Source organism: Streptococcus suis (assembly GCF_002960625.1).
Lineage (GTDB): Bacteria > Bacillota > Bacilli > Lactobacillales > Streptococcaceae > Streptococcus > Streptococcus suis_T.
Genome location: NZ_POJH01000011.1, coordinates 53,524 through 80,120, shown reverse-complemented (window position 1 = coordinate 80,120; position 26,597 = coordinate 53,524). Strand labels below are relative to the sequence as shown.

At 38.2% G+C, this 26,597-nt stretch carries 25 protein-coding genes; 13 read left to right on the top strand and 12 right to left on the bottom strand.

Features of this window, described 5'->3' with window-relative positions; all coding sequences use genetic code 11:
• The first annotated feature begins 434 nt into the window (after positions 1 to 434).
• The gene (gene adhP / locus C1G49_RS01135; protein WP_105124292.1) at positions 435 to 1,460 is read left to right on the top strand and encodes an alcohol dehydrogenase AdhP; all 1,026 of its coding nucleotides are present in this window, start codon (positions 435 to 437) and stop codon (positions 1,458 to 1,460) included.
• 84 nt (positions 1,461 to 1,544) lie between these two features.
• Here adhP and hisS read toward each other — a convergent pair whose 3' ends face one another.
• Positions 1,545 to 2,825, bottom strand: coding sequence for a histidine--tRNA ligase (gene hisS, locus C1G49_RS01130; RefSeq protein WP_105124291.1), 1,281 nt, complete (start codon positions 2,823 to 2,825; stop codon positions 1,545 to 1,547).
• A 330-nt stretch (positions 2,826 to 3,155) separates the two neighbouring features.
• Here hisS and C1G49_RS01125 point away from each other — a divergent pair, with 330 nt between their 5' ends.
• Positions 3,156 to 4,328 (top strand): IS110 family transposase, encoded by a 1,173-nt coding sequence (locus tag C1G49_RS01125; RefSeq protein ID WP_105124290.1) that lies wholly within the window; start codon positions 3,156 to 3,158, stop codon positions 4,326 to 4,328.
• Between the two features lie 240 nt (positions 4,329 to 4,568).
• On the opposite strand, the gene C1G49_RS01115 is transcribed toward C1G49_RS01125, so the two are convergent.
• Positions 4,569 to 5,270: a hypothetical protein gene (locus C1G49_RS01115; protein WP_105124288.1), complete on the bottom strand. Its 702-nt coding sequence runs from the start codon at positions 5,268 to 5,270 to the stop codon at positions 4,569 to 4,571.
• Positions 5,271 to 5,548: 278 nt separating this feature from the next.
• On the opposite strand from C1G49_RS01115, the gene rpmF reads away from it, so the two are divergent.
• Both rpmF and rpmG read left to right on the top strand, forming a co-directional pair.
• Positions 5,549 to 5,731: a 50S ribosomal protein L32 gene (gene rpmF, locus C1G49_RS01110; RefSeq protein WP_002937589.1), complete on the top strand. Its 183-nt coding sequence runs from the start codon at positions 5,549 to 5,551 to the stop codon at positions 5,729 to 5,731.
• Positions 5,732 to 5,746: 15 nt separating this feature from the next.
• Complete coding sequence (rpmG, locus tag C1G49_RS01105; protein ID WP_002262412.1) at positions 5,747 to 5,896, top strand: 50S ribosomal protein L33; 150 nt, start codon at positions 5,747 to 5,749, stop codon at positions 5,894 to 5,896.
• Positions 5,897 to 6,067: 171 nt separating this feature from the next.
• Here rpmG and C1G49_RS01100 read toward each other — a convergent pair whose 3' ends face one another.
• Genes C1G49_RS01100 through C1G49_RS01085 form a run of 4 tightly spaced genes read right to left on the bottom strand, consistent with a single transcriptional unit; the run spans position 6,068 to position 13,752 of the window.
• Positions 6,068 to 7,894 carry an ImmA/IrrE family metallo-endopeptidase gene (locus C1G49_RS01100; protein WP_044674055.1) on the bottom strand — a complete coding sequence of 609 codons (1,827 nt, stop codon included), beginning with the start codon at positions 7,892 to 7,894 and terminating at the stop codon, positions 6,068 to 6,070.
• Positions 7,895 to 7,909: 15 nt separating this feature from the next.
• On the bottom strand, positions 7,910 to 11,044 hold the full coding sequence (locus C1G49_RS01095; RefSeq protein WP_044674053.1) for a type I restriction endonuclease subunit R: 3,135 nt from the start codon (positions 11,042 to 11,044) through the stop codon (positions 7,910 to 7,912).
• Positions 11,037 to 12,161: a restriction endonuclease subunit S gene (locus C1G49_RS01090; protein ID WP_044674052.1), complete on the bottom strand. Its 1,125-nt coding sequence runs from the start codon at positions 12,159 to 12,161 to the stop codon at positions 11,037 to 11,039. The genes C1G49_RS01095 and C1G49_RS01090 overlap by 8 nt, the downstream gene beginning before the upstream one ends.
• The gene (locus C1G49_RS01085) at positions 12,151 to 13,752 is read right to left on the bottom strand and encodes an HsdM family class I SAM-dependent methyltransferase (protein WP_044674050.1); all 1,602 of its coding nucleotides are present in this window, start codon (positions 13,750 to 13,752) and stop codon (positions 12,151 to 12,153) included. The genes C1G49_RS01090 and C1G49_RS01085 overlap by 11 nt, the downstream gene beginning before the upstream one ends.
• 587 nt (positions 13,753 to 14,339) lie before the next feature.
• Here C1G49_RS01085 and C1G49_RS01075 point away from each other — a divergent pair.
• The 7 genes from C1G49_RS01075 (at position 14,340) to C1G49_RS01045 (ending at position 19,325) form a co-directional block, all read left to right on the top strand.
• Positions 14,340 to 14,774, top strand: coding sequence for a hypothetical protein (locus tag C1G49_RS01075; RefSeq protein WP_044674049.1), 435 nt, complete (start codon positions 14,340 to 14,342; stop codon positions 14,772 to 14,774).
• 153 nt (positions 14,775 to 14,927) lie between these two features.
• Entirely contained in the window at positions 14,928 to 15,242 is a 315-nt protein-coding gene (locus C1G49_RS01070) for a hypothetical protein (protein ID WP_044674117.1), read from the top strand.
• Positions 15,242 to 16,318 (top strand): cell division protein FtsK, encoded by a 1,077-nt coding sequence (locus C1G49_RS01065; RefSeq protein ID WP_044674114.1) that lies wholly within the window; start codon positions 15,242 to 15,244, stop codon positions 16,316 to 16,318. The genes C1G49_RS01070 and C1G49_RS01065 overlap by 1 nt, the downstream gene beginning before the upstream one ends.
• 2 nt (positions 16,319 to 16,320) lie before the next feature.
• On the top strand, positions 16,321 to 16,938 hold the full coding sequence (locus tag C1G49_RS01060) for a hypothetical protein (protein ID WP_105124287.1): 618 nt from the start codon (positions 16,321 to 16,323) through the stop codon (positions 16,936 to 16,938).
• 194 nt (positions 16,939 to 17,132) lie between these two features.
• A complete protein-coding gene (locus tag C1G49_RS01055) occupies positions 17,133 to 17,720 on the top strand; it encodes a replication protein (protein WP_044674047.1) in 588 nt (195 codons plus the stop codon).
• Positions 17,710 to 17,970 carry a MerR family transcriptional regulator gene (locus C1G49_RS01050; RefSeq protein ID WP_044674045.1) on the top strand — a complete coding sequence of 87 codons (261 nt, stop codon included), beginning with the start codon at positions 17,710 to 17,712 and terminating at the stop codon, positions 17,968 to 17,970. The genes C1G49_RS01055 and C1G49_RS01050 overlap by 11 nt, the downstream gene beginning before the upstream one ends.
• 89 nt (positions 17,971 to 18,059) lie before the next feature.
• Positions 18,060 to 19,325, top strand: coding sequence for a tyrosine-type recombinase/integrase (locus C1G49_RS01045; protein ID WP_044674044.1), 1,266 nt, complete (start codon positions 18,060 to 18,062; stop codon positions 19,323 to 19,325).
• A gap of 194 nt (positions 19,326 to 19,519) precedes the next feature.
• Here C1G49_RS01045 and C1G49_RS11235 read toward each other — a convergent pair whose 3' ends face one another.
• Entirely contained in the window at positions 19,520 to 19,693 is a 174-nt protein-coding gene (locus C1G49_RS11235) for a FanG protein (protein ID WP_105124286.1), read from the bottom strand.
• A gap of 28 nt (positions 19,694 to 19,721) precedes the next feature.
• Here C1G49_RS11235 and C1G49_RS01035 point away from each other — a divergent pair, with 28 nt between their 5' ends.
• Positions 19,722 to 20,336 (top strand): CadD family cadmium resistance transporter, encoded by a 615-nt coding sequence (locus C1G49_RS01035; protein WP_105124285.1) that lies wholly within the window; start codon positions 19,722 to 19,724, stop codon positions 20,334 to 20,336.
• Between the two features lie 11 nt (positions 20,337 to 20,347).
• A complete protein-coding gene (gene cadX / locus C1G49_RS01030; protein WP_105108485.1) occupies positions 20,348 to 20,686 on the top strand; it encodes a Cd(II)/Zn(II)-sensing metalloregulatory transcriptional regulator CadX in 339 nt (112 codons plus the stop codon).
• A 408-nt stretch (positions 20,687 to 21,094) separates the two neighbouring features.
• On the opposite strand, the gene C1G49_RS01020 is transcribed toward cadX, so the two are convergent.
• The 5 genes from C1G49_RS01020 to C1G49_RS01000 form a co-directional block, all read right to left on the bottom strand.
• A complete protein-coding gene (locus C1G49_RS01020; RefSeq protein ID WP_105124284.1) occupies positions 21,095 to 21,934 on the bottom strand; it encodes a metallophosphoesterase in 840 nt (279 codons plus the stop codon).
• A gap of 51 nt (positions 21,935 to 21,985) precedes the next feature.
• Positions 21,986 to 22,879, bottom strand: coding sequence for an aldose 1-epimerase family protein (locus tag C1G49_RS01015; RefSeq protein WP_105124283.1), 894 nt, complete (start codon positions 22,877 to 22,879; stop codon positions 21,986 to 21,988).
• A 66-nt stretch (positions 22,880 to 22,945) separates the two neighbouring features.
• Positions 22,946 to 24,352 carry a 6-phospho-beta-galactosidase gene (lacG, locus tag C1G49_RS01010; RefSeq protein WP_105124282.1) on the bottom strand — a complete coding sequence of 469 codons (1,407 nt, stop codon included), beginning with the start codon at positions 24,350 to 24,352 and terminating at the stop codon, positions 22,946 to 22,948.
• A gap of 234 nt (positions 24,353 to 24,586) precedes the next feature.
• The gene (locus C1G49_RS01005; RefSeq protein WP_002941140.1) at positions 24,587 to 26,266 is read right to left on the bottom strand and encodes a lactose-specific PTS transporter subunit EIIC; all 1,680 of its coding nucleotides are present in this window, start codon (positions 26,264 to 26,266) and stop codon (positions 24,587 to 24,589) included.
• Complete coding sequence (locus C1G49_RS01000; protein ID WP_003048451.1) at positions 26,266 to 26,583, bottom strand: PTS lactose/cellobiose transporter subunit IIA; 318 nt, start codon at positions 26,581 to 26,583, stop codon at positions 26,266 to 26,268. The genes C1G49_RS01005 and C1G49_RS01000 overlap by 1 nt, the downstream gene beginning before the upstream one ends.
• Positions 26,584 to 26,597: the final 14 nt, after the last annotated feature.

Genomic DNA, 26,597 nt, shown 5'->3' with positions numbered 1-26,597 from the left:
CAAATATACTCGTTAACTATTTGTTAACTTTTTCACAATGTTATTCTACTATTTTTTATTTTATTTGTAAAGAGAAATTGTTAATTTTTTCACATTTTTTCTGTTTTGTTTTTGAAAACGCTTTCTTTTTTGTTTATCTGGAGTACATTTCAGAAAACTTTCTGAAATGTATCTGTTAACAGCTTCAAAAATAAACCTAAGATATAAAAATCTAACAACTAACCCCCTTGGTTTCTATTTTAACAGGAAAACGCTTACAAGTAAATGACTTTTTATGAAAAAATTTCAGTAATTATCTGATTGTTTTCAAAAGCAGATACATAGCCCTCTTTCCTGATTTACTTGCATTTTCTTGTTTTATGTGATATTATTAACAAGAAAATATCTATATTAACACATTCAAAGAATGTGCTATAATAAATAGGAGGTCTGCCATGAAAGCAGTTGTCGTTAATCCAGAATCTACTGGTGTTGTCGTTGTTGAAAAAGAACTTCGTCCACTTGAAACTGGCGAAGCTCTGGTTCAGATTGAATATTGTGGTGTCTGCCATACTGACCTACACGTTGCTCAAGGTGATTTTGGCAAGGTCCCTGGCCGTGTTCTTGGGCATGAAGGGATTGGTGTCGTTACTGAAATCGCCCCTGATGTGACCAGCTTGAAGGTCGGCGACCGTGTCAGCGTTGCTTGGTTCTTCCAAGGTTGTGGTACTTGCGAATACTGTACTACTGGCCGTGAAACCCTCTGCCGTACTGTAAAAAATGCAGGCTACTCTGTTGATGGTGGCATGGCTGAGCAATGTATCGTAACAGCTGACTATGCGGTAAAAGTTCCAGAAGGTCTTGATCCAGCTCAAGCAAGTTCTATCACTTGTGCCGGCGTTACTTGTTATAAAGCTATTAAGGAAGCACACCTAGAACCAGGTCAATGGATTGTCATTTACGGTGCTGGTGGACTAGGCAACCTTGCAGTCCAATACGCTAAGAAAGTGTTCAATGCCCACGTTATTGCTGTAGATATCAATAATGACAAATTGGAATTAGCCAAGGAAGTCGGTGCAGATGTCATCATCAATGGTCTTGAAGTGGAAGACGTGCCTGGCTATATCAAGGAAGTAACTGGCGGCGGTGCTCACTCAACTGTCGTAACGGCTGTTTCTAAGGTTGCCTTCAACCAGGCTATTGACAGCGTTCGTGCAGGTGGTTATGTAGTTGCTGTCGGACTTCCATCTGAATACATGGATCTCAGCATTGTCAAAACAGTACTAGATGGTATCAAGGTTGTCGGCTCTCTAGTTGGTACTCGTAAAGATCTAGAAGAAGCCTTCCACTTTGGTGCTATGGGTCTAGTTGTTCCGGTTGTTCAGAAACGCCCTGTAGAAGATGCAGAAGCCGTCTTTGATGAAATGGCTGCCGGTACTATCCAAGGCCGTATGGTACTTGACTTCTGCCACAGTCACTAATTTCTACTCTACTAAAGTTAGAAGCGACTCAATTGTCGCTTCTTTTTTGCTTTTAGAACCAGAAAAAAGTAGCAGCCCTCGCTACTACTTCTCTAATTTTTCTAAAATGCTTGCGAAATCTGTTTTTAAGATTTCCAGACTTGTTTCAACTTGACTTCTAGTCTGGTTATTTTTTACCACAACCTGTCCGCTTTCCAGCTCGCTTCCACCAAGTGTGATAATGGTCTTGGCTCCAAAGACATCTGCTGACTTAAACTGGGCCTTGAGCTTGCGGTCCAGATAATCGCGCTCTGCTCGGAAACCTTGTTTGCGGATAGCTTGAACCAAGTCTAGCGCTCCGCCATTGGCCTCCTGACCCAAAACCGCGATGTAGACATCTAGCTGGGTATCGAGAGGAAGCTCAATGCCCTGCTTTTCAAGGACGAGGATGAGGCGTTCAATCCCCATACCAAAGCCAAAGGCTGGCGTTTCTGGTCCGCCAAAGTAGGTCACCAAACCGTCATAACGGCCACCGGCACAGATGGTCAGGTCGTTGCCACCTACCTCTGTCATAAACTCGAAAATAGTGTGGTTATAGTAGTCCAAACCACGCACCATGTTGGTGTCGATGGTGTAAGCAATACCTAGACTGTCCAACATAGACTTGACCGCTTCAAAGTGGGCTGTGCTTTCTTCGTCCAGATAGTCCAGGATAGACGGTGCGTTTTCCACAGCGACCTTGTCTTCCTTTTCCTTGGAATCCAACACACGCAGGGGATTTTCTTCTAGACGGCGCTGGCTGTCCTTAGATAGCTGGTCCTTGAGCGGTGTCAGGTAGTCAATCAAGGCCTGGCGATAAGCGGCACGGCTCTCAGGATTACCCAAACTATTGAGGTGGAGGCGGATGTCTTTAATCCCTAACTCCTCAAAGAAGTGATAAGCCATGGCAATGGTTTCCACATCTGTTGCTGGGTTGCTAGAGCCAAAGCACTCAACACCAATCTGGTGGAACTGGCGCAGACGACCAGCTTGTGGGCGCTCGTAACGGAACATTGGACCCATGTAGTAGAACTTAGCAGGCTTTTGCACTTCTGGGGCAAAGAGCTTGTTTTCTACATAAGAACGAACAACCGGTGCCGTGCCTTCTGGACGAAGAGTGATATGGCGGTCCCCCTTGTCATAGAAATCGTACATCTCCTTGGTCACAATATCCGTTGTATCCCCAACTGAACGACTGATGACCTCGTAATGCTCGAAGATCGGTGTGCGAATTTCTGCATAATTGTATTGCTTGAAAATGCTGCGGGTGAAGTTTTCCACATACTGCCACTTGGCAGAATCCTGTGGTAATAAATCCTGGGTTCCTTTTGGTTTTTGTAATTTCATAGGTCTTCTCACTTCTCTATATCTTGCCCCTTATTTTATCATATTTTAATCTTTTTTGGAAATGACAGAGCAGACAAAAAGGGAGTGGGAAAGACATCCATGATGGCTCCGCCCTCACCCACAGAATAATGAAAACGAACATAAGGCCCTCACTAGGTGTATAATCTTAGTGAGGGCTTTGTGGTTGACGAGTTAATGATGTTAGTCATCGCGGGAAAAACTAACCCACTCTACTGACGAGCACCCCAGAATATGCGATAGGCATGAGTATAAAAATACGACAAAAATTCGGTAGATAAGCTCTCTAATTTTTAGAAGGAGGGAATTATCATGGATGTTCTCTATCAATCTTGTGCAGGTATTGATGTCCATCAAGCCAATATCGTTGTCTGTATCCTACACGGACCACTCACCTCAACTCGTCCAAAGCGTGAGATGGCTACGTTTGATACAACGACTAAAGGCCTACGTGCTTGCCACGATTTTCTCAGTCAATTTCATGTGGAAGCTGTTGGTATGGAAAGCACAGGTGTCTATTGGCGACCTGTCTGGCATGCTCTATGTGGTGACTTCAAGTTGATACTCGCTCAACCAGCCCACATGAAGGCTATTCCAGGTCAGAAAACCGACAAGAAGGATGCTCACTGGATTGCCAAATTAACACGGATTGGTCTGCTTCCTCGGAGTTTCGTTCCCGATGAAACTATTCAAGAATTGAGGGAGTTGACCAGACAACGAAAACATTATGTGGAAAGTCGCAATCGAGAAACCAACCGAATCCATAAAATTCTTCAGTCAGGTGGTATCAAGTTAACAACCTATATCGAAGATATTATGGGGCTATCTGGTCGCAATCTCCTTCAGCTACTGGTTGATGGGACGCCTATGACACCTCGCATTGTCCATCAATCCGTTTATACCAGCTTGAAGAAGAAAGTGCCGCAGCTTCTGGAAGCCTTGGACGGTTATTTCTCTGACCATCATCGCTTCATGTTAAAGCAGTCCTTAGAGATTTATGATTTTTATCAGAAGCAGATTGAGTTGTTGGAAGAGCGAATGAATGTCTATCTATCACAATATGAAAGCCATGTAGAAATATTGGATTCCATCCCAGGCATTGATGTCATTACAGCTTCTGTTATCATTTCTGAGGTTGGTGTTGACATGAGTCAGTTTCCCACTGCTGGACATTTAGCTTCTTGGGCTGGACTTTGTCCAGGTAATAATGAGAGTGCTGGTAAAAAACGAAGCACCAAGATTCGACACGGAAATTCTTATTTGAAGAAATGTTTATGCCAAGCCGCTTTCGCTGTCAAAAAACAAAAAGGAAGTCCTCTAGCAGACCGATTTTATCAGATTCAAAGTCGGCGTGGTTCACAAAAAGCAACAATTGCACTCGCACATCAATTATTAAAAATAGCTTATATCCTCTTAAAAAAGCAGATAACGTATTCTGAATTTTTAGCACAGAAAAAGACTACTAGGGACGAGCTAGTAGCCTAACATAAAAAATTTTTCGCTTTGATTATATCATAGGGAGAGAGTTTTTGCATTCTTTTGAGTTTTCGTATAAGAACTCGACTAGTCAAAAAAAGAGTTCGTCTTCCCACCCCCGCACAGTTGATTAGGTCAGATTTGGAGTGTAAAACACGAACAAATCTGCCAATCAACCACTGCGCTGAGATGTTGACACTAACTTTGAGAAGCGGTGCTGGGCTTGAGCCCAGCCTCCTTGTTTAAAAACTATTTCTTATCCACAATCTGGAAATTCAAGTCGCTCACTTCTATCTCAACCTCAAGTTTTTCTTCGGAGTTGAGATTGAGGAGGTTTTCTAAAGCCGTTTCTGCAAAAGCCGCGACTTTTTCCTTACGTTCTGCATCATTCAAGACTTCCTCACTTGTCTTGTAAATGGCTTCTTGGGATTTATCATTTAAAAATTCCTGAGCCTTTTGCCCTGCAGTAAATACATCCACCGCCTTATCGACAAGACCATTGCTATTATTGCTGATTTTGATTTGACCATGCTGTTGAGAATCAACTTCGACAAGGACAGGCTGCTTGAATGTCAAGGTATTGTTTTGAATGTGAACATCTGACTGCTCAATTCCTTCCAAGACCAGTTTGAACTCCGTCTGGACAGGAATATCTACAGACATTTCCCGCCCAACAAAGAGCTTGGTAATGGGCTCTGTCCAGTCTGGCCATTCTTCTAATTTATTGTTTTCAAAGGTTTGGTTGGCAGTGGTGGCTACCTCAGCTCCTGCCACAACTAGCTTGCTTTCCGCTTCAAACTTCTTGATGACAAATTCATACTGAACCTTGTGGGTCCCTTGAAACCAGGCAAAAATACTATTCCTAAGCCAAAAGATACCTAGACCTAAAACCAGCAATAAGACCAAAAGGCTAGCCAACTTTTTCGCGAAAAACTTCCCAACTGTTTTCATACAGTTCTCCTTCATATTTGAATTATCGGAACTTGTCCTACAACCATTATATAATATATATGCTGTCAAGTATTTTTTGCATTTTTTTGACTATTTTAGCAAAGTTAGGTAAATTCTGCTCGCTAGAAGCATTTGAGGCAAAAATTTTTAAAAAAATCTGTCAAGTAACTTTACTTTACAAAAAACTTTTGTTATACTGTTAAAGTTGACGAAAGTCATACGCACTATTTTAGATTGAAAAAGGGCTGTGCCCTTATATTTAACGGAGGAAGAAAGAAATGGCAGTACCTGCACGTCGCACTTCAAAAGCGAAGAAAAACAAACGTCGTACTCACTATAAAGTAGCAGCTCCAACTGTGAAATTTGATGAAACTACTGGAGATTACTCACGTTCTCACCGTGTATCTTTGAAAGGATACTACAAAGGACGTAAAATCGCTAAGGCTGCTTCAGCTGAATAATAGAAGGGAGATACCATGCGCGTAAATATTACACTTGAACACAAAGAATCTGGTGAGCGTTTGTACCTTACTTCAAAAAACAAACGTAACACTCCAGACCGTCTTCAATTGAAAAAATACTCACCAAAATTGCGTAAGCACGTAATTTTTACTGAAGTTAAGTAGACATTCAATACACGTCAGTTGACGTTAAAAACATCGATTTTAAGCGATTCTTGAAATTTCAAGTTTCAATAGATTGCAACAAAAATCAGCCGAATGACTACATTTTTGACTACATTTTTTGTGAAATAATTATAGAAATTCGGATATAAAAAAGGAACTCTAGCTTAAGTGCTAGAGTTCCTTTTTTGTAGTTAAAAGTGAGAATTTACTTTGAGCTAATATCAAATTACAATGTTCAACTGTAAAATTTCCAGTAGCCATCATAAAGACATCTAACAGTAATTCTTCATCATTAGATTGAGTCCGTAATGTTCTTCCTGATAGTTCTAAAAATTTATAAGCTATCTTATGAGGTAAAGAAAGAGCTACAGACAAAGCAATTACTGTCCTCATCTTTGGTTCTTTAGTATTATTTAGTAAACTATAGATTGAGCGCTCTGATATTAACGATGTAAAGGCGAGGTCTTGAATCGTCATATCTCGCCAATCTCGTAAATAATTTAGCGCTCCCCCAAAGTCAGGTGGTAATTCATTAAGAACTTTTTTTATCTCATTCCCATGACTCATTAGCATCGAAGCTTCTTCTTCAAGCTTCAGATTTTCGTCATTATTTGGGTAGTGAAAATGAGAGGTGACACTGTCATCGACTGAATTATCAAGCATTTTAGCAAATGACAATTTCGTTTTACTATGAGAAATGCTTTTCTTTTCAAAAACTAAACAACATTCTTCCATATGAGTTCTGGCATATGCCGTTAGCTCGGGAAGTTCGTTTGACTTGGTAGTAATATACTTAGCATCATTTAAACATACATGAGCTTCCGCATAAATCAGACCTCCTTCAGAAAGTCTATGACGTAATGACTCATGTTTTGATACTAACTGAGATAAATCAGAGAGTCCTATCGAAAATGTTTGGTCAACTCCTAGAAAACCTTTTTGCCAAGAATGGGCTGGAACATAGCGATCATCGACATAATTAAATGCTCCCCTAGCCTCCTCTACTCCAAATTCTACTATCCGTTTTTGAGCTGCAATAATAGTTACCCCAAAATAATTCGCAGTAGCTTTAATTAAATCTTCAATGATATCTATCATTGAGTTCACTTGTCTATTTTCTTTTAACTCAGCAAATTTCAATTTGAGAAATTGTTGAGTCATAGCTTTAGGCATCATGATTTTAGGAGCGAGACTGTGTACTTGCCATTCCATCCAATCCGTTTCTACAGCTTCTTCAGTTGTTGAAATTTGAGTCACGCTATCAGCAGAACCCTTCTCTAGCTCCACTGAATATCGGTGTAAAATCCAATGTAAACATTCATGAACAATAGTATTATTGACAGTTCCTGATGGTCTAATTTTTTCTAGGTTACTATCGATAACAATAGTCATTTTAGATATCTCTTGCTCCGTGTCATCCTCAAAATAAATCCGTCCAAAAATAGAAGTGTCAGAGGTGATTTCTCTAAATTCAACACTAAGCCCCAACGTTTGGGCTAGAATATAGGGATTGATTTGAATAGGTGATTGAAGCGCCTCTGGATAATACAGTCTCAAAATCGCTTCTGCGGTATCATCTAGTTCGCCTTTCCATAAAAATGGTACCAGTTCATCAGAAAGGGGATGTTCGAAAAGACTAATCTTGCCCCTCTTGTATGGAGTGACTGATTGAATTTGAAAATCTTTAAGACCATCATCTACAAGTGCTGTGCACGAGACACGTAGCCAACGATTTTTCTTTTGAGTATCTTCTGGTTCAAAAATAGAAAATCTAGATACCTCCGCATAAATGTTCAGTAATACATCTATGTCTATTAACTCATCTTCTCTATTCCCTGCAGAAACATACTTTATTTCACTATACTCAACAGAAACCGACTCTATAAGCTCATCGGCTATAACTCCTAAATGAATAACATTCTGTAAGAAATAATCAACCCCTGCTTTTGATACCTCATCAAAGTAATGCTCTTTTACATATTTTGTAATTGAAGCCATATATCCTCCTAGGTATCAGTTTGTAGACTTTTTAAAGTTCTCAGCTTGTCCAAGCACTTGTTCAAAAACTTCATCATTCCATTGCGGTGGATAGCCGTTTTCATAGAGTAAAATTGTTAAATCCATGTTCAGCTGACTCTTAATATCCTCACGACTTGACCAGTCTGCATACTGTGCTTTATCATCTACCAACTCTTTAATCGCTTTAGCTAAGTCAATACATTTTTCATCAGCATATTCAAAGTCATGTTCGTCTCGAACCTTGATAAGGATATCATAAAAGGCTTTTTCTTCATAAGATATTCCTAAGTCTTTAAATGAATCCATATCAACTTGGAGGTCTTTCAAAATTCTCATAATTTCATCTGAAAGACTATTGATAAAATCTGCCGTTACCTCAGAAACAAAAATTTGGCTATCTCTATTGTTATAGGCTTCAACAACTCTCTCTAATCTGTCAGAAAACTCAATTGCCTTGACTCGATTCGTTCCACCATATTGGTCTATGGCACGTTTCAATAATTTTAGCAAGGCATTGAACTTAGTGATAGGCATCTCTAAAGCATCGAGTTCATCTAAGAAACTTTCATCGAATAGCTCTTGTTTGTCATTATTAACAATATCTTCCACACCCGTTGAAGCTATCGCATTTTCAATCATTTGCTGAACTTGCTTGTTCATTATTTCAGCGTCTGGTGCATTACCTTTGGTCTGTTTATAGATAATTGACCGAATTGCCATATAAAATTGAGCTTTCTCTGTCTCCTCATCTGTGAGTTCTCCAGAAGGAAAAACAATCTCATAAGCAGATTTCATTCGACGTGAAAGGTACATAAAACGTACTTCCATATCATGAAGTCTCTGAACGTACTCTGCTCCTCTGTTAAGACAAAGTAATCTCTCCGCAGGCGTACCACGATAGAAATCCGAGGCATCAAAATTGACCAGCAATTCATCAATTAAACTCAATTGATTTCTAAAGATTTTCAAGGTAACCTCCAACTCATCAATTGGGCTTTCTTGCTCCCCACCATAAGTTTTGATAGCTTCTAGCATTGCTCGCTTGATGCCAATATAGTCAACAACCAAACCATAGTCTTTTCCTTCAAAAACACGATTGACACGGGAAATCGTCTGTATAAGCGTATGTTTTTGCAGAGGCTTGTCAATGTACATAACGGCAAGTGATGGTACATCAAACCCCGTAATCCACATATCCACAACAATAACAATTTGAAAGTTTGAATCATTGTTTTTAAATTGAGTGTCCAACATCTTACGGTGTTTCGCATCTCCCAATAAATCATACATTTCCTTGACGTCATCTTGGCTACGTGTTGCAACTATATTGACTTTAGGCAGAGATTCTAACTTTTCTAATTCTTGCTGTGATAAATCCTCACGCTCCGTTTTCTTTGCGATAAACCATTCTGGACGAACTGATTTTATGGCTTGATAAACACTAAAGGCATGCTCACGATTTGAACAAACAATCATAGCTTTTTGAACAATCTCAGGCTTCTCACTAACCACCTTTTCATAATGTTCAACAATATCTATAGCTACTTTTCGGATACGGTCTGGGTGACTTAAAATTTGTGTCACCTTAGACATGGTACGTTTACTTGCCTCTATCTGCTCAATATTGGCGCCCTGCTCCTCAACTTCTTTGTAGTAGTTGTCAATCTCAGCAATCTGTTCCTTATTCGTGATAACACGTGCCAAGCGTGGTTCATAGGAGATGCGAACAGTAATGCCATCATCTGTTGATTCTTTCATCGTGTAAGATTCAACAACTTCACCAAAAACATGTATCGTTTCATCAATCGGTGTGCCCGTGAAGCCAGCATAAGTCGCATTTGGGAATGAATCTCTTAAATACTTGGCAAATCCGTAAGAAGTTTCAACACCAGCATCCGTGTATTTTAGCTTAGAACCTACGTTTGTCTGTGTTCGGTGTGCTTCATCTGAGATACAGATGATATTTGTTCGTTCTGAAAGTAATCCTGTTGCCTCTTCAAATTTTTGAATCGTGGTAATATAAACACCACCACTCTCATTGATGGATAACTCTCGTTTAAGTTCTGCTCGGCTTCCAATCGTTTTGACTTTTTCTGTTTTTAGGTAACGTTTTGACCCTTCAAAAAGTTTGCTGGTCTGGTCGCTTAAATCCTCACGGTCAACCAAAATAACTACAGTCGGAGACTTGAAGATTTCTCGGTCATGTGTCGCTAGTAAACGTGACAAGAAAAGCATAGTATTCGTCTTACCTGAACCAGTCGCACCAAAGTAAGTACCTCCCTTACCGTCCCCATGAGGTTTTAAATGCAACTTGATATTTTCCAACATCTTATTGGCTGCAAAAAACTGAGGATAGCGTGTCACGATAGCTGTATCCTTTTTATCAGAGTCAGGATAATAGATGAAATCTCGTAAGATAGCCACCACTCTATCTTTGGCAAAAGCTCCATGAATCATGGTCAAAAGAGCAGAAATACCATTAGACACCTTCTCAGTATCATTTACTTTATTCCATGAATAGTAGTATTCGTAAGGCGTAAAGATTGAACCCAACTTGGTATTAGCTCCATCAGAAATAACTGACAAGAAAGCGTACTTCATCAGAGAAGGGATATCTCTGTTATAGCGAATGGTAATCTGCTTCCAAGCGTCATAGACATTTGTTGTCTCCTGAATAGCTGTCTTGAACTCAAAAATAGCAACAGGAATCCCATTGATAAAGAGAATCAGGTCTGGTCGGCGCTCACGGACATCTTGAACCGTATATTGATTGACGACTTTAAAAATGTTGTTTTCAGGATTCTCAAAATCAATATACTCGATATGAATTGGCGCCAGCGCTGAGTCGTCACGAACAAGGTTAAATCCCTCATTGACCAAATAAAACGCCTCACGATTCCCCATATAAAGCGGGGTGTTGGGAACATACTTGATTTTATTGATAACTTTTTCTAGCTCTGTATCGGTTAAATTTGAATAGCGATGACTGAGAAAGTCCCTCATGTCCTCTTCCAGCAGAATATCATCATACTTGCGATGCAGTTTGTCACCATTGGTATAGTCATACCCCTGTGCTTGAAACAGCTCAATAATCGCTTCTTCCAGTTGAGCTTCCGTAAATTTAGGCATTGCTATTCGCCTCCTTTATAGCTCCAGCAATCAAAATAGGACAAATTTCCTTTATTTGCTGTTTGAGCCTCTCATTGATTTCTTTGCGTGTGATATAGGCATTGTAAATATCTACGATGGACTGTTGGATATTAATGTCAGGCACAGGGATTTCAAATTCTATAAAATCCTCCCAATTATACGTTTCACGTGCTGACCCCCATGAATTGAATCTGGCAAATCTATCAAAATTATCTCGATTAAAATACATGAACAAAAACTCAGGTAACAAAATTTCCTTATCTGTAATCTTAAAAGTTATATAAGATGAGGAGACTAAATATTTTTCAGTAGTATTATTTTGTGCAATAGTAATTTTTTCACCATTTCTAGAAGTAACCGTTACGTAAGCAATCTCATTCGGTTTAAACAATTTATAATTAGATAAACTTACGCCTGACATATTAGCTTTTGTCGGAATAATTTTTTTCTCGATTGATAATCCTCTAACAAAATCAACTCCTAATCCATCGTTTCTTTCGTCCGTCTGCTCAATATATCTTCCAATAGCTTCACTAGGCATTTCTCTCCGAAGTTTTTCAATTGTTGCATCACACACCAGTTTCAAATCTTCTAGTCCATTTTCATAGGCTTTTTGATTGGCGAGCATGGCTTGATAGACAGCGACATACTTTTCTTGAATGTGGAGAGGTGGGAGGTCGATTTCAATATCGCACATATCGTCCCATGAGAAGGTTTCACGTGCTGACCCCCATGAATTATACCTTGAAAAACGGTCAAATTCTGGACGGTTGAAATACATGAATAGAAATTCAGAAGATAATAACTTTGGTTCTTTATTGTGAAAAACAATATAAGATGACGAAACGATATAGGTATCCTCTGTATCATTGTATGCAAGGGTGATTTTCTCACCATTTCGTGAAGTGACAGTCACATAAGCAAAAGTATCGGGCTTAACCAGTTTGTAGGGTTTCAACGATACGCCATCCATATTGGCTTTAGTCTCGATAAATACCTTCTGAATAGAAATCCCTTTAACGTCCGTGAGCGTGTGCTCTGCACCTGCATTTCTTTCATCAAGTTGTTCAATCAATCTTCCTAACTTAAACTTCATACCCAATCCCCTTAAAGGCTTCTTCCAAGCTAGCTTGAGAAGCTTTTTCTAGTGACAAGATTTCTCTCATCTCAGCTTGGATACGTGCCATCTCCACATCGTAGTCAATATCTAAATCATGGTCGATAAACTCGACATACTTAGAAGGAGCAAGAGAGTAGTTAGCTTTGCGAATCTCCTCAAGGCTTGCTGATTTGCATAATTCAGCTACATCTTCATAGCCTTCACCTGTTTGCCATGAGTTATAAATTGCTTTTACATCAGCAATTTGCTTATCAGTCAAGACTGTTTTCTTCTTTTTCTTACCTTTTTCAACAACATACTGTTCAATATGGTCATCCCAGCGTCTTAAGTCACAGAAAAGGATTTCATACTGACGATTACGGTATTCATGACCATTTTTCAGACCACCTTTTTTATTGTTGTTCAAAATCCAAAGTGTTACTGAAATATCCGTCGTGTAAAACATATCACGAGGTAAGACAATAATTGCCTCTACTTTATCATTCTCAATAAGCTGTTTACGGATTTCATACTCTACACCATCGGCATTCAAAGCACCATTTGCCAAAAGAAAACCTGCAACTCCATCAGTTACATCTAGCTTAGACAGCATATGAAGAATCCAAGCATAATTGGCATTAGAAGCAGGTGGGACTTTATAGCCTTCCCACCGAGCATCGTCTAGCAACTCTTTTTCGCCACGCCAATCTTTTAAGTTGAATGGCGGATTTGCCATGATATAATCAACCTTTATGTCTCTATGCTGGTCATCTGTAAAGCTGGAACTCTCTCCATAAGGTTTATTTCCAAAATTATATGAAATTCCTCGAATCGCAAGGTTCATTTTTGCCAAACGACGGGTGTCAGGGTTCTTTTCTTGACCAATGATAGAAATGTTTTTCTTATTTCCATGATGTTGTTCGATAAACTTCATAGACTGAACAAACATTCCTCCTGAACCACAGGCTGGGTCGTAAACTCTTCCAGAATAGGGCTCAATCAGTTCCGCAATCAATTTTACCGCTGAAGGTGGGGTGTAAAATTCTCCCTCTTCTTTAGTACTGGCTACGGCATAAGACTGCATGAAGTATTCATAAACTCGACCGATTAAATCTTCTTCATGAAACTTACTTTGGTCAATCTTATTGATTTCATCAATCAAATTTTTAAGAGTTCTAATCTCAGCACCTAAACTAGCATAAAAGTTCGACAAAAGGGCACCTTCTAGAGAAGGATTGTCCTTTTCAATCGTTGCCATAGCTGTATCGATTTTTATCGCTATATCGTTGGAGCTTGATTCTTGAACGAGATAAGACCAGCGACTCTCAGGCTCAAGATAGAACACATTTTGGGAAGTATATGAGTCTTTCTTCTCTGCTAAAATCTTTACCAATTCAGGTTTATCAGCATATTCACGACTAATCTCCTGACGACGATTTTCAAATTTATCGCTAGCAAACTTTATAAAGACCAAACCAATAACGGCATCACGATTTTTTTCTGTTCCACCTGCCCCACGTAAAGCAATGCGACAGTTTAAAAGGATTTGTTCTAAGGTAGCCTCTTTAGACACTGTTTTTTTAGCCATTAAAAAGCACCTCCATTCTCAATGTGTGAAGGCGTTTTTTTGCGTGCTGAAAAAAGGTAGAAACTACCTGCTGTGCTGTGCTGTGCTGTGCTGTGCTGTGCTGTGCTGTGCTGTGCTGTGCTGTGCTGTGCTGTGCTGTGCTGTGCTGTGCTGTTAGATTGTATCACAACTATTCCCCTAATCAAGTTATTCTCACTACTATTATATCACGTGAGAAAAATTTTTTTTGAAAAAAGTTACGTGTTTTATGAATTGGAAGTTCATGTTTTATAAAGAGTTCAGCCCATATATTGAACTTTAATCAGTAGAAACCCTGCAATTGTAGGCTTAAGTAACATGAACTGACAAGTCATGGGAAAAGTGATTATCATCAACTACAATGTAATCATAAGATGAAAATCTTAACAAAATCATTTTTATAGTCCTATATTGATGCGCATCAAATGGACGGATTGAAACTCAGAACATAGTTACACCATCAGGTGGTCACTGTGTCAAATGTTTCGCCGTTTCTTTGGTGTGCTTTTCATACTCCAATCGGCAAACGAATGTGTTTCTCTTCCGTCCGAGGACGGAAAGGACACTATATGACTAACAAAGTCGAAAACAAACGTGAACAGAACATTGCAAACGCCGTTAAAAAAGGTGATTGGAGTAAAGTTGATAAACTACTCAATCAACCAATGGATAACCTTGAACGAAAAGAACGCTATTATGGCAAGACTAGTCTAAATGCTATCGTTTCAAATGAAGGACAAGTAACGGAGCTCATGGACTTATATCCTGATAATACTTATAACCCGATTGAACAGTTACTTATCAAGGAGCGTAATGAACACCTCTACAATGTTCTCTCTAAACTTCCAGAAGTTGACCTTCATATCTTTCTAGAAATTACACTCTATGGCACTTCAGCACTACAACTGACCAAAGAGACTCCGTACAAGAGCCACAAAACCATTAAAAAACACTATGAGGACACCATTGATATCTTAAAAAAAGAACTCGGAAAATATTTCTAAAAAACTTTTAGCAGGAACTACCAGTTTCCTGCTTTTTTCTCCTTATAGATAAGGAGGTAAGAAATCTTGACCTAACAAAAGTCCAGCTCATGACTTAAAAGGAGCATGTTGACCTGAATCTACAAACACAATGAAAGATAAATGGTGAAAACTATGAAAACTCGTAATCGCAAAGGTGGCTATTCAGCCAATACCGCAACCGAATACATCGACATCAAACAAGCAATCCATTGTTTAAGCACCGAACTTGAACCTCAAATGAGATTTGAAGACGGTCAGCCAACAGGAGAAATTATTGCCCATAAAGCTTGGTTCAGTCAAAAAGGACTTCCACCCTTCCAAGTGAAATTTGAATCTGAGGTAACACTGCCAGCCTATATGACTATGGTTGAATTTGAGAACCTAGAAGCCTGTGAAGTTGGCTATAATGTCTATTTCCGTGCTACTAATATTAAGGAGGTTAAATGATGACGAATAAAGAACTAGCTCAATACCTGCTCCAAAGTCTCAATATGGGACTTGGAGCCCTCATGCAGGGGGAAACTAGCTATACCAACAGCTTTGATACTAAGATTATGTCTGACGGCTTTCTGTTTATTCCTCGCTTACCTGCAGGTTATATCATTGATGATGAACTCTATCAGAAAATTTTCTTGATTGCCAATGCTGCCCTTTACCCACGTTATACCCTCTTAAAGCAAAATTCAGCCTATTTCATGGCACTAGATACTGATGATATTCATGTTCAGCGAGGGCTTTTCTTTCCTTGGAAAAAAGGTGTTTCTGAACGATTGGTCATCTCAGATTTAGAGGAATTTTCAAAAATGCAGGAAAAAGATATTCTTCCAATTATGAAAAATCTCACTCTGAACTTTAATAAGGTCACTTCGCTAGCAATCGCTGGAAATAGTGGCTCTGGGAAGTCATATGCACTTACCTACTTTCTAAGTTTATTGAAAAACTTTTCTGAACTTATTATTGTAGACCCCAAATTTGATACACCGTCTCGCTGGGCTCGTGAAAATGGCATTGCCATAATTCATCCTCAAAAGAACCGTTCAAAATCAGATTTTGTTTCCGAAATCAATGAAAATCTCAGCACTTGCCTAAATCTCATTCAGCAACGACAAGAAATCCTTTATGACAATCCTGAACATCAATTTGACCATTTGACAATTGTCATTGATGAGGTACTTGCCTTGAGTGAAGGCGTAAACAAGACTATTAAGGATTCATTTTTTTCTCTATTGTCTCAAATTGCTCTTCTTGGTCGTGCAACTAGAGTCCACCTTTTTTTAGTAAGTCAACGTTTTGACCATAATACGATACCTGTCTCAGTTCGTGAACAGTTAAATGTATTGATTCAAATCGGAAATATCAACAAAAAGACAACGCAATTTCTCTTCCCTGACTTAGACCCTGAAGGAATTGTAATCCCCATCGGAAAAGGGACAGGACTGATTCAAATTATTGATAATGAGCATCCCTATCAAGTCCTTCCTCTTCTTTGTCCCACCTACTACACCAAGAAAGGTATACTATAAATATGAAAAAGACTTTCTTTCAAAAATCATATAATCTTATTTCCTCCTTACTTTTCTTTGGACTGTTTAGCTTCATTCTAAATTTTTCTCTCAATCTGCTTGTAAAACTATTTGGAGATTTTGATATCCCATCTTTGGTTAGTACTATCTTCATTATCCAATATAAACTTAGTCTCCTAGAGAATTACACAAGTCAAATTGCAACCATACTTATGCTATTCGCTGTCTCTCTGATTATCATCGAATTAACTCAACGAATGATTAACGACAGTATTTTGAACTATTTCAAATCAGTCTATCAAACCATACGCCTACGGCAATTTCTCAGGCAAGATGAAAAATCAGAGTCAATTATCACCATTGACAATCAGACGACTGTTACGAAATCCAATCCTATACTCAAAAATTTCAACCAATCGGTAGGAAAAGCAACCGTGGATGTTCGAAAAGAATCAGTTGTCGTCTTTCTCAAATACCCTAGAACACAGCAAGCTCAAAAACTTCTGAGGGATATGGAAGCTCATATCAAGGAAGAAATTTCTAGCCGTAATCCAAATTATTATTTTTCTTCACCCAATCGGGAAGGAAATAAGCTCTGGTTTATAGCTACAAGAAGATAAGGAAAGGGCGGTGCTTGGCTCACAAAGTGAAAGCCAAAGGCACTGCCCTTTCAAACTCTCTAACTTAGCTATGTAATGGGGCTACTACGACCCCCATTACATCAGCAATCAATAATCACATTTTTGGGACTAAGACTGCCAAAATCGCCAAAAATTCTCCTTATAGATAAGAAATAGAAATGAGGTACCTGCCTATGGCAAAAGAAAAACGTTCTAACAAATGGGCTTTCCTTCTCTATCAAGAGAGTGCTCCTGAAAACTATTTGGAAATCCTCGAAGAAATGCACATCCCCTTTGTGCTCAGTCCTTGGCATGATAAAGATGTTAATAGACAAACTGGAGAATTTAAGAAGTCTCACAAACATGGTGCATTGTTCTTTGATTCCTTAAAAAGCTACTCTCAAGTTTCAGAACTTCTGACAGAAAAACTAAACACACCTAGTCACGTTGAAATCGTCATGTCCCCTAAAGGGATGTATGATTACTTTATCCATGCTGAAAATCCTGAAAAGACACCTTACGATATCGAGGATATTGAATCAGGGTGTGGCTTTGAACTTGATAAATTTCTTATAAGCAATAATAACGATGAATTTCTTTCGACTGTGATTGATACTATTGAGGAGCATAATTTTACAGAGTTTAACAATCTTGTCATATATGCTCGTGAGGAAAACCAATTACTACTGAGTGTTATAGTTGATAAAACCTACTTCTTTGCGAAATATCTTGACTCACGTCGTCACTCAGGCTATGGAAAGGACAACAATAATGACCAATAATGAATATGCCAAATTAACCCAAATTGAGCAATTGTTAAATACCTTATTAACCATCATTCAACATCAACAAAAAAAACAGAAAAGCTCTAACATCGTCACTCAAAAAGAATTGTTGTCAATTCTTCAGATTTCTCCTAACACCTTAAAATCGTGGGAGAAAACTGGTCTAAAGAGACTTGAACCTCCTATAGAAGGAACACGTACAGTCTATTACAAAATGGAAGATGTAATAAAATACTTAACTCCTTAATCCAAAATGTGCTAAAATAAGACTATCACAATAAATACATGTGAGGTTGTTATTTTAGCCTTTTATATATCCGAAATAAGAAGGCTACTATGCAAAAAGAAACTATCATTCACAACAATCGAAAGGTAACAAAAACTACAAAAAACAACGGTACAATCAGCTACACTCAAAGAGGTGTTTATATTGGGATTGATGTTAAGACTGGTAAAAAAGTCACCTCATCCATCACTGCCAAAACTTTACGAAGTCTTGACCGAAAAATCATACAGGCTAGACTAGACTTTGAAGAAAAAGGGGCTACCTTAAAAGGGACTCTTGTCATCAATAATTTTGAAGAACTCGCAGAAGCGTGGTTCACTAGCTTTGTAACTTGGGTGAGCTCACAAAATACTATCAACCGTGTTAGAGGATACTTAGATACTTATATCATTCCAAAATTTGGTACTTATAAGCCTGAGGAAATAAAATCTGTTGATATTCAAGTATGGGTGAACAAACTTGCTCAGCAATCAAAGAAATCTGTGGAATCAGGCGCTAAAAAGTCTAAAAAAGGCTGCGCTAAAGATTTTGGAGCTATTTTACACAAATTAAGTGATATTTTTGATTTTGGTATCACTAATTTTGAATTAGGTCACAATCCTGCAAATACTGTTAAAATTCCCCCGAAACCCAAATCTACTAAAAAAAGATTCATGGTTCTCCATGATCAGGAGTTAACAATATGGCTGTCCTTTCTGGAGACTCTTCCAAATACAAGAGCTAATCGAAGATTTAAAGTCATTTGCGATACCTTGCTAGCTTCTGCACTTCGGATTAATGAGCTTCTTGCTTTAGATATCCAAGACTTGGATTTTGAAAGCTGTGAAATTGTTGTTAATAAAACTTTAGTCTGGAAAGCTGGCAATCGTAAACTTGGCGTACGCGGGGAAATTCTTTGCAAGAATACTCCCAAAACAGATGCTGGCAATCGAAGAGTGCCTGTTCCTCATGAAACACTTCAAAATTTAAAGGATTTCCATAATGAGATGAACCTTTATTTTGATAAACACGGATTACCTAAAACCGATTTATTATTCCCAACTATCTATGGAAATTATATGTGCGATAGAAACGAGAGAGCAACACTTAAAAAGCGTCTCTCAGAACTTGGGTTGCCCGATTATGGTTTCCATCTGTTTCGTCACACACACGCCTCTATGATGCTTAATGCAGGTGCAAACTGGAAAGAACTCCAAAGCAGAATGGGACATAAGTCAATCAAGACAACTATGGACACCTACGCTGAACTCGCACCAAAGAAAAAGTCTGAAGCTGTTAGTATTTACCTCAGGGAGATTGCAAAACTTACGTCCTAATACAATGACTACATTTTTGACTACATTTTATTAGATTTGAACTCAAAAAACGTTGATATACCCACGTTTATAGCATGCTGAAATAACACTAATAAACCTTTACTGAGGTGAAATAGGGATTCACTACACGTCAATAGACGGTAGAAACCTTGATTTTAAGCGATTTTTGATTTTTTGAAACTCATTATATCGCACTACAAATCAATAAAAACTCTACCTTTTTTAGATAAATATATCATCTGGATATTGAAGTTAAGCCCTGCTATCATTTCGATGGCAGGGCTTTTTAATATTTGGTACACTAACTTCTTATCTATATTTTGGTGGATTTTATGTTGACATCTACAAAGTTTAATGTTAGAATACATTCAAAAATATATTTGAATGAGGTGTTTTATGATTCAAAATGTTGTTACTTCAATAATCCTGTATTCTGGGACAGCCGTAGACTTACTTATTATCCTAATGTTATTTTTTGCCAAAAGAAAAAGCAGAAAAGACATCATTAACATCTATTTAGGACAATTTCTAGGCTCTGTTAGTCTAATATTGCTAAGTTTGCTTTTTGCATTTGTCTTAGATTATATTCCTAGTAAAGAGATTTTAGGTTTGCTCGGTTTGATTCCAATTCTCCTAGGCCTCAAAGTTTTGCTTTTAGGAGATTCTGATGGAGAAGCTATTGCCAAAGAAGGTTTGAGCAAAGATAATAAAAACCTGATTTTGCTAGTCGCTATGATTACTTTTGCAAGTTGTGGTGCTGACAATATTGGTGTCTTTGTCCCATATTTTACTACCTTAAATTTAGCAAATTTGATAGTGGCTTTACTTACCTTTCTAGTCATGATTTATCTCTTGGTTTTTTCTGCCCAAAAATTGGCACAAGTCCCTTCTATTGGAGAAACCTTGGAAAAATATAGCAGATGGTTTATTGCCGTTGTTTATTTAGGATTGGGGATATATATCCTGATTGAAAACAACAGTTTTGACATGCTATGGACTGTGTTAAACTAGGAGCAAATATTATGAAAAAAGATAGTATCTGCCAAGTGAATGTTATAAATCAACAAAATGTTACAACCGCAACGAACTACCTTGAAAAGGAAAAAGTCCAAAAATCACTTCGCATTTTATCAAAGTTTACCGATAATAAACAGATAAATATCCTCTTTTATCTCCTTGCTGTTGAAGAACTCTGTGTCTGCGATATAGCCTGTTTACTAAATCTCAGTATGGCATCTGCCTCCCACCATCTTCGTAAACTAGCCAATCAAAACATCTTGGACACTAGAAGAGAGGGGAAAATTATATATTATTTTATAAAAGATGAGGAAATCAGAGATTTTTTTAATCAACTAGGATAACAATGGATACTTACGCTGAATTAGCACCTCAACGAATGTTAGAAGCTGTGGGTATTTATCTTGAAAAGATTGCTGAACTAACGCAATAACTACTCTACCATTCACTCTACCTTTTGCTAAGGAACATTACAAAAACGTTGATATATAAACATTTCTAACAGCTAAAATAGACAATACTTAATCTTTACTGATGTGAAATAGGGATTCACTACACGTCAATTGGCGGTAGAAACCTTGATTTTAAGCGATTTTTGAAAGATGAACTTTCATTACATTGCAGTACAAATCAGTCGAATCACTACCTTTTTCACTACCTTTTTTGAAATAAGTTTTTGATTCGGATAAGTAATAAAACCCACTGGCTAATTAAAAGTCAGTGGGTTTTTGAGTGATTAGAAAGAAGTGAAGTTACGGATTAACAAGATCGACAATGATAAGTTCTGGGCGATTAAAGAATCTTGGTACTCGTGTAGATTCTTTGGCCAGACCCCTGCTTACAATAAAATGCGAATTTTCAACTTCATATAAACCACCTGCATATTTCGGAAGAAAACCTTGATTAGGTGCAAATACACCATTAACCAAATAAGGCACTCTCCATTGTCCTCCATGCGCATGACCAGATAACACTAAATCAAATCCATACTTTTGATAAGTATCAATTAGTTCTGGTCGGTGCGCTAGTAAAACTTGGAAGTCAGTGCTTATTTGCCTCCTTTTTATGTCTTCAAGTTGGTCTAGCAAATTCTCACTAGTATCATACTTTTGAAAATATTCAGGATCATCAATGCCTGAAATAGTGATGGACTGCCCCCTTACATCAACTCTACTACTATTTCCAGATAATACGACCACATGCTGTTGTCTCAGATGTTCCAGCATTTGATCATATCGATTACTCCATATTTCATGATTACCTGACACATAGTAAGTATGATTAAATTTTCCTAGCCCGCTTAACAATTCTAGAGTTTTTCTGTCAGAAAGTTCATCATCAAAAATATCTCCACCTAATAAAATGATATCTGGCTCTTCTTTCTCTAATGTTTCCAAGATTTGTATCTGATTTTTACCGTAATTTGATGAGTGTAAATCAGTGATTAGAGCAAGTCTGATTGGCTGAGATATTTTGGGACTGACAAGCCTGTAATGAGTTACTTGAAGCCGACTGTCAAAACCTAAAGCAAGAAAAATTAGGATACAAATAAAAACAAAGCATCGTGGCTTAATATTTTTTAGTTTTTTCATTATTCGAACTATTTTACCAAATTTCTGTAACGAATAAACATTTTCAAAAGGTTACTCAATAATAATATCAAAATATTTTGTATCAACCTCTTTTGGAGCAACGTAACTAATATTTCGTTTGGCATTGAATATGTCAGATTCTTCCAATGATGTAGAGAGTCCGCTCCATGGTTCTAATGCGATAAAGGGACTCTGATTTGTAGTTGACCAAATCACTAAATATGGAAAATCATCAAATGCAATCGAAAGTTTCTTCTGATGATTTTTTGATTTCAAGGTTACCTTTCGTGATGCTAACTGATCCAATGTTATGGCATCATGCTCAAACAGTTGATAGGACAAGTCCAAGGTCTTCTGATTTTCCAAGAATGGCCGGCGATCTTGCAGATCAAGTAAGCCAGTTTCTGGAAAACTTCTAGGTACTGTACAAGATTCTACTTTTTCAAATTCTAAATAATAGTCTTCATAACTCTCACCATCCAACAAGGGACAATTAAAACCTGGGTGACCACCAATAAAGTAAGGTAGCTTTCTATGTCCCTCAAGGTTTTTCACCCGATATTCAGTTCGAATTGTATTGCCAAGTAGTGAGTAGTTAATCGAAAGTTCAAATTCAAAAGGGTAATTTTTTACGGTTTCTTCGTTTGATGAAATAGAAAATTCTAAAGAGTTTTCAGTACTATTTACATTTTTGAACATCATTTTTCGCACAAGTCCATGCCTCGGAATTGTGCCTGTAAATGTCGGTCTTTCTGCAGGTTCATAGATAGCCCAATCATTTCGTAAACTTCCACAAATCGGAAATAGAACTGGTGCTTGACCGCTCCAATAGGTCGGATCACCTTGCCAAAGATATTCGATACCATCCTTGTCTTTAATAGAAATAATTTGTCCACCTAATTCAGAAAATTGTACTGTTAAGTTCTCATTTTTTAATTCGAGCATAAAAACTGCCTCCCTTATATGAAAACAAGGATGCTAACTTGAGCTAAGCATCCTTGTATTACTTTTTTATTCAATAACCTGTGTTTCTGCTACTTTTTTATACCAATAAGCACTTTTCTTTGGATAACGTTCTTGGGTATCAAAGTCAACATAAAACAAACCATATCGTTTCTCGTATCCATTTGACCAAGAAAATACATCCATCAAGGACCAGATGAAATAACCTTTAACATTGGCACCATCTGAGATAGCATCTGAAATCACTTCTAAATGCTTTTTCACGTAGTCGATTCGACCGTCATCATAGACTGTACCATCTACAAATTCATCTTTATAGCCTAGGCCATTTTCAGTGATGTAGATTTTCTTATAGTTTGGATAGTCATTTTTCACACGCATGATTTGATCATAAAGACCTTGTGGGTAAATAATCCAATCCCAGTCCGTTTTTGGAATATCGACTGGAGATTCTCTACGACCAACTCCCTTGATTTGATACTTAGAACTTCCCTTTTCCCCTTTACCATTATGGATAATTTCAGTCTCACCGTCATGAGCCCTCATCCAATCACTCATATAGTAATTGATGCCCAAGAAGTCGTTCAGATCTTTTGCGGCATCTAAGGCAGCAAAGTCTTCATCACGAAGGTCTAATTCCCCACCATTTACTTTCAGAATATGTCGAACGCCTTCAAGCGTTTTTTCAGAATAGTAACCCAAGTATGTAGCATCGAGGATAAATTTATTATGAATAATATCTTCTAGTTCCGCTGCACGAATATCGTCAGGATTGGTTGGATCATAAGGATATTTCGTTGGCAATGCGTGTACAACACCAATTTCTCCGCTATATCCAGCATCCTTGTAAAGCTTAACTGCCTTGGCATGTGAAACCATCATATTGTGGTGAGATTGGAATACCTTAGCTAAGTCATACTGAATACCTGGCGGGAACTTACCTACAAGATACTGTCCGTCACCAATTGGACCGATTTCATTAAAGGTAGTCCAGTAATTAACTTCAGGGAATTCTTTGAAGCAAAACGCTGCATAATTGACGAAGTGTTCAATGTTATCTCGATTTAGAAAGTCCCCATTAGAATGTAGCGTTTCTGGTGTATCGAAATGGTGAAGCGTTACAAATGGTTCTACGTGACGCTTATGGCATTCCGCAAATAATTTATGGTAATACTCTACTCCCTTTGGATTCACTTCTCCAAAGCCTGTTGGGAAGATACGAGACCAAGCAATCGAAATCCGAATGCCATTTACCCCAAACTGTTCACTTAGCTCTAAATCAACTGGATAACGATTATAAAAATCAGAAGCTGGTTCCGCAGTGTACCAGTAATTATCTTCTAGATACTTGTCCCATGCAACACGACCTTTTCCATCCGTCTGTGTAGCACCCTCTGCCTGATATGCAGCAGTTGCTCCACCAAATATAAAATCTTTCGGTAATGTTTTAACCATATGCCTACCTTCTTCTATCAAAAATAAATAAAGGGGGAGGAGTTGGAGATGATAACTCCCTCCCCTTTTGATTAAGAACCTGTATTCACAAGTGAAGTGCTTGTATATAAGAGATAGTTTTTCGCTAATCAAGGCGATTTTTTGAGGGAATACTGACTGTATTTTGAAAAAAACTAACGATGAATAGCTGAAAAACTAGCCTTAGATGGAAGTGCTGAACTGTGAATACAGGTTCTAGAACTGTTGTTTGACAAAGTCAAGAGCACCTTGACCATCTCGTGTGAGTTTAATGTATTGAGCCCCTTCAGTTTTGGCAAGTTTAATACCCAATGCATCAGTTTCTTGTTTAATGTCATCGTAGTTTGATGCTACTTGAGGTGCAAGGATGACTAATTGATACTCTGGCAAAATCTCACGGTGTGCCCCATAACTTCCTGCTGTAGCTGTAACTGGAACACCATATTCTTTTGCAGCTTTCGTTAGAGCGTTGGCAAGTAATCCACTTGTACCACCCCCTGCACAAAGTACCAAAACATTTGTTTGTTCAGAAATTTCGGTATCGACTGCAGCCTTTTCAAGAATAGCATCCGCTTTGGCAGTATTGAAATTAGCTGCCACTTTCTCTTTCAAGCTATTTTCAACTTTCCCTGATTGTTCTTCAGCGAGAATCTGCTCATCGTAAACTTTCAAGAATGGATAATAGATAAGTACATCGACAACTACCAATAAGATAGCTAGTGCAAAGGCAAGTGGAGCAAAGTTTGTTCCCATTACAATCCCCAATGGTCCTGGAGTTGTCCATGGCAAGTTGACGCTGAAACTGTTCATTTTTAGCGTATCAACAAAGAATTTGAAAATCCATACGTTAGCAATTGGAGCTAAGATGAATGGAACAAAGAATACTGGGTTGAGTACAAGTGGTGCACCGAACAAGATCGGTTCATTTACACCAAAGAAGGTTGGAACAACTGAAGCACGTCCAATTGCTTTATTTCGTTTAGACTTAGTCAACCACATAAACATGAATGGCACAACCAAGGTAGCACCTGTACCACCCATTGTCACGATAAACATTTGAGTACCTGAAGTCAGGATTTTATCCGCATGTTGACCTGCCTGTAGAAGCTGGAAGTTGGTTTCAATGTTGGCATAAGTAATGGCTGCAATTGCTGGTTCCACAATAGATGGACCATGAATCCCTACAAACCAGAACAAAGCATAGGCACCAAAGATAATTGTAATACCAACATAACCATCTGCGGCTGTAAACAGAGGCTCAAATAATTTCAGAATCGCCTCAGCAACGTTTGTTCCAAGGAATTGACGTGTCACAAGATCAATTCCATACAAGACAAAGATAGACAATGCATATGGAATCACATCTTTAAATGCCTGGGATACGTTCGGTGGAACTTCGTCTGGCATACGAATGGTGACATTGTTTTTCACACAGACCTTATAGATATTAACCGTAATGAAGGCTGCCAGAAAGGCTGTCAAAAGTCCCTTAGTTCCCATGTAACCATTGGCAAATCCACCTTCAATACCATCCGAAGCCAGTAATAAGAAACCTGAAATTGAGGCAATCATGGTTGAAATGAAGTTAATCTGATTGGTTTTTGGCAATTGACGGTTAAAAGCATCTGTCAAAGATTTTGCGGTCGTTCCTGCAACTAAGACAGCTACAATACCCATTGTATAACCGTAAGGTTTCATGATAGCCGCAACTGCTTCATCAGACCAAGTAAAGCCAAAGATATTAGGCACGAATGCCACCAATAGGAAGATACTTGAGAACAAGATAACCGGCATGGCAGCGATAAAACCATCACGGATAGCCCTTAAATAAGGGTTTCTCGAAATCTTTTCAAAGAAAGGCTTCCCTTTCTCAATGAATTCAATCAATTTATTCATTATTTATCACCTCGTTTGTAAAGTTCAATCATATGACTCATCATGTCTTTCAATAATAATGTGGTCATGAGATGGTCTTGACCATGCATGAGCGTCACACTAAAGGCTAAATCCTCACCAGCCGCTTCTTTCTGCAACAAACTTGTCTGAGCATGGTGGGCTTCAACAATACAAGCATTGGCAGCTTCAACTAGTTCTTCTGCTTTTGCATAATCACCTTTTTGAGCAGCAGCCAGTGCCTCCATCAAACGAGAACGAGCATCACCAGCGAATGCAACAATCTCAAAACCTAATAAAGTAATTTCTTCTCTGTTCATAACATGAACCTCCT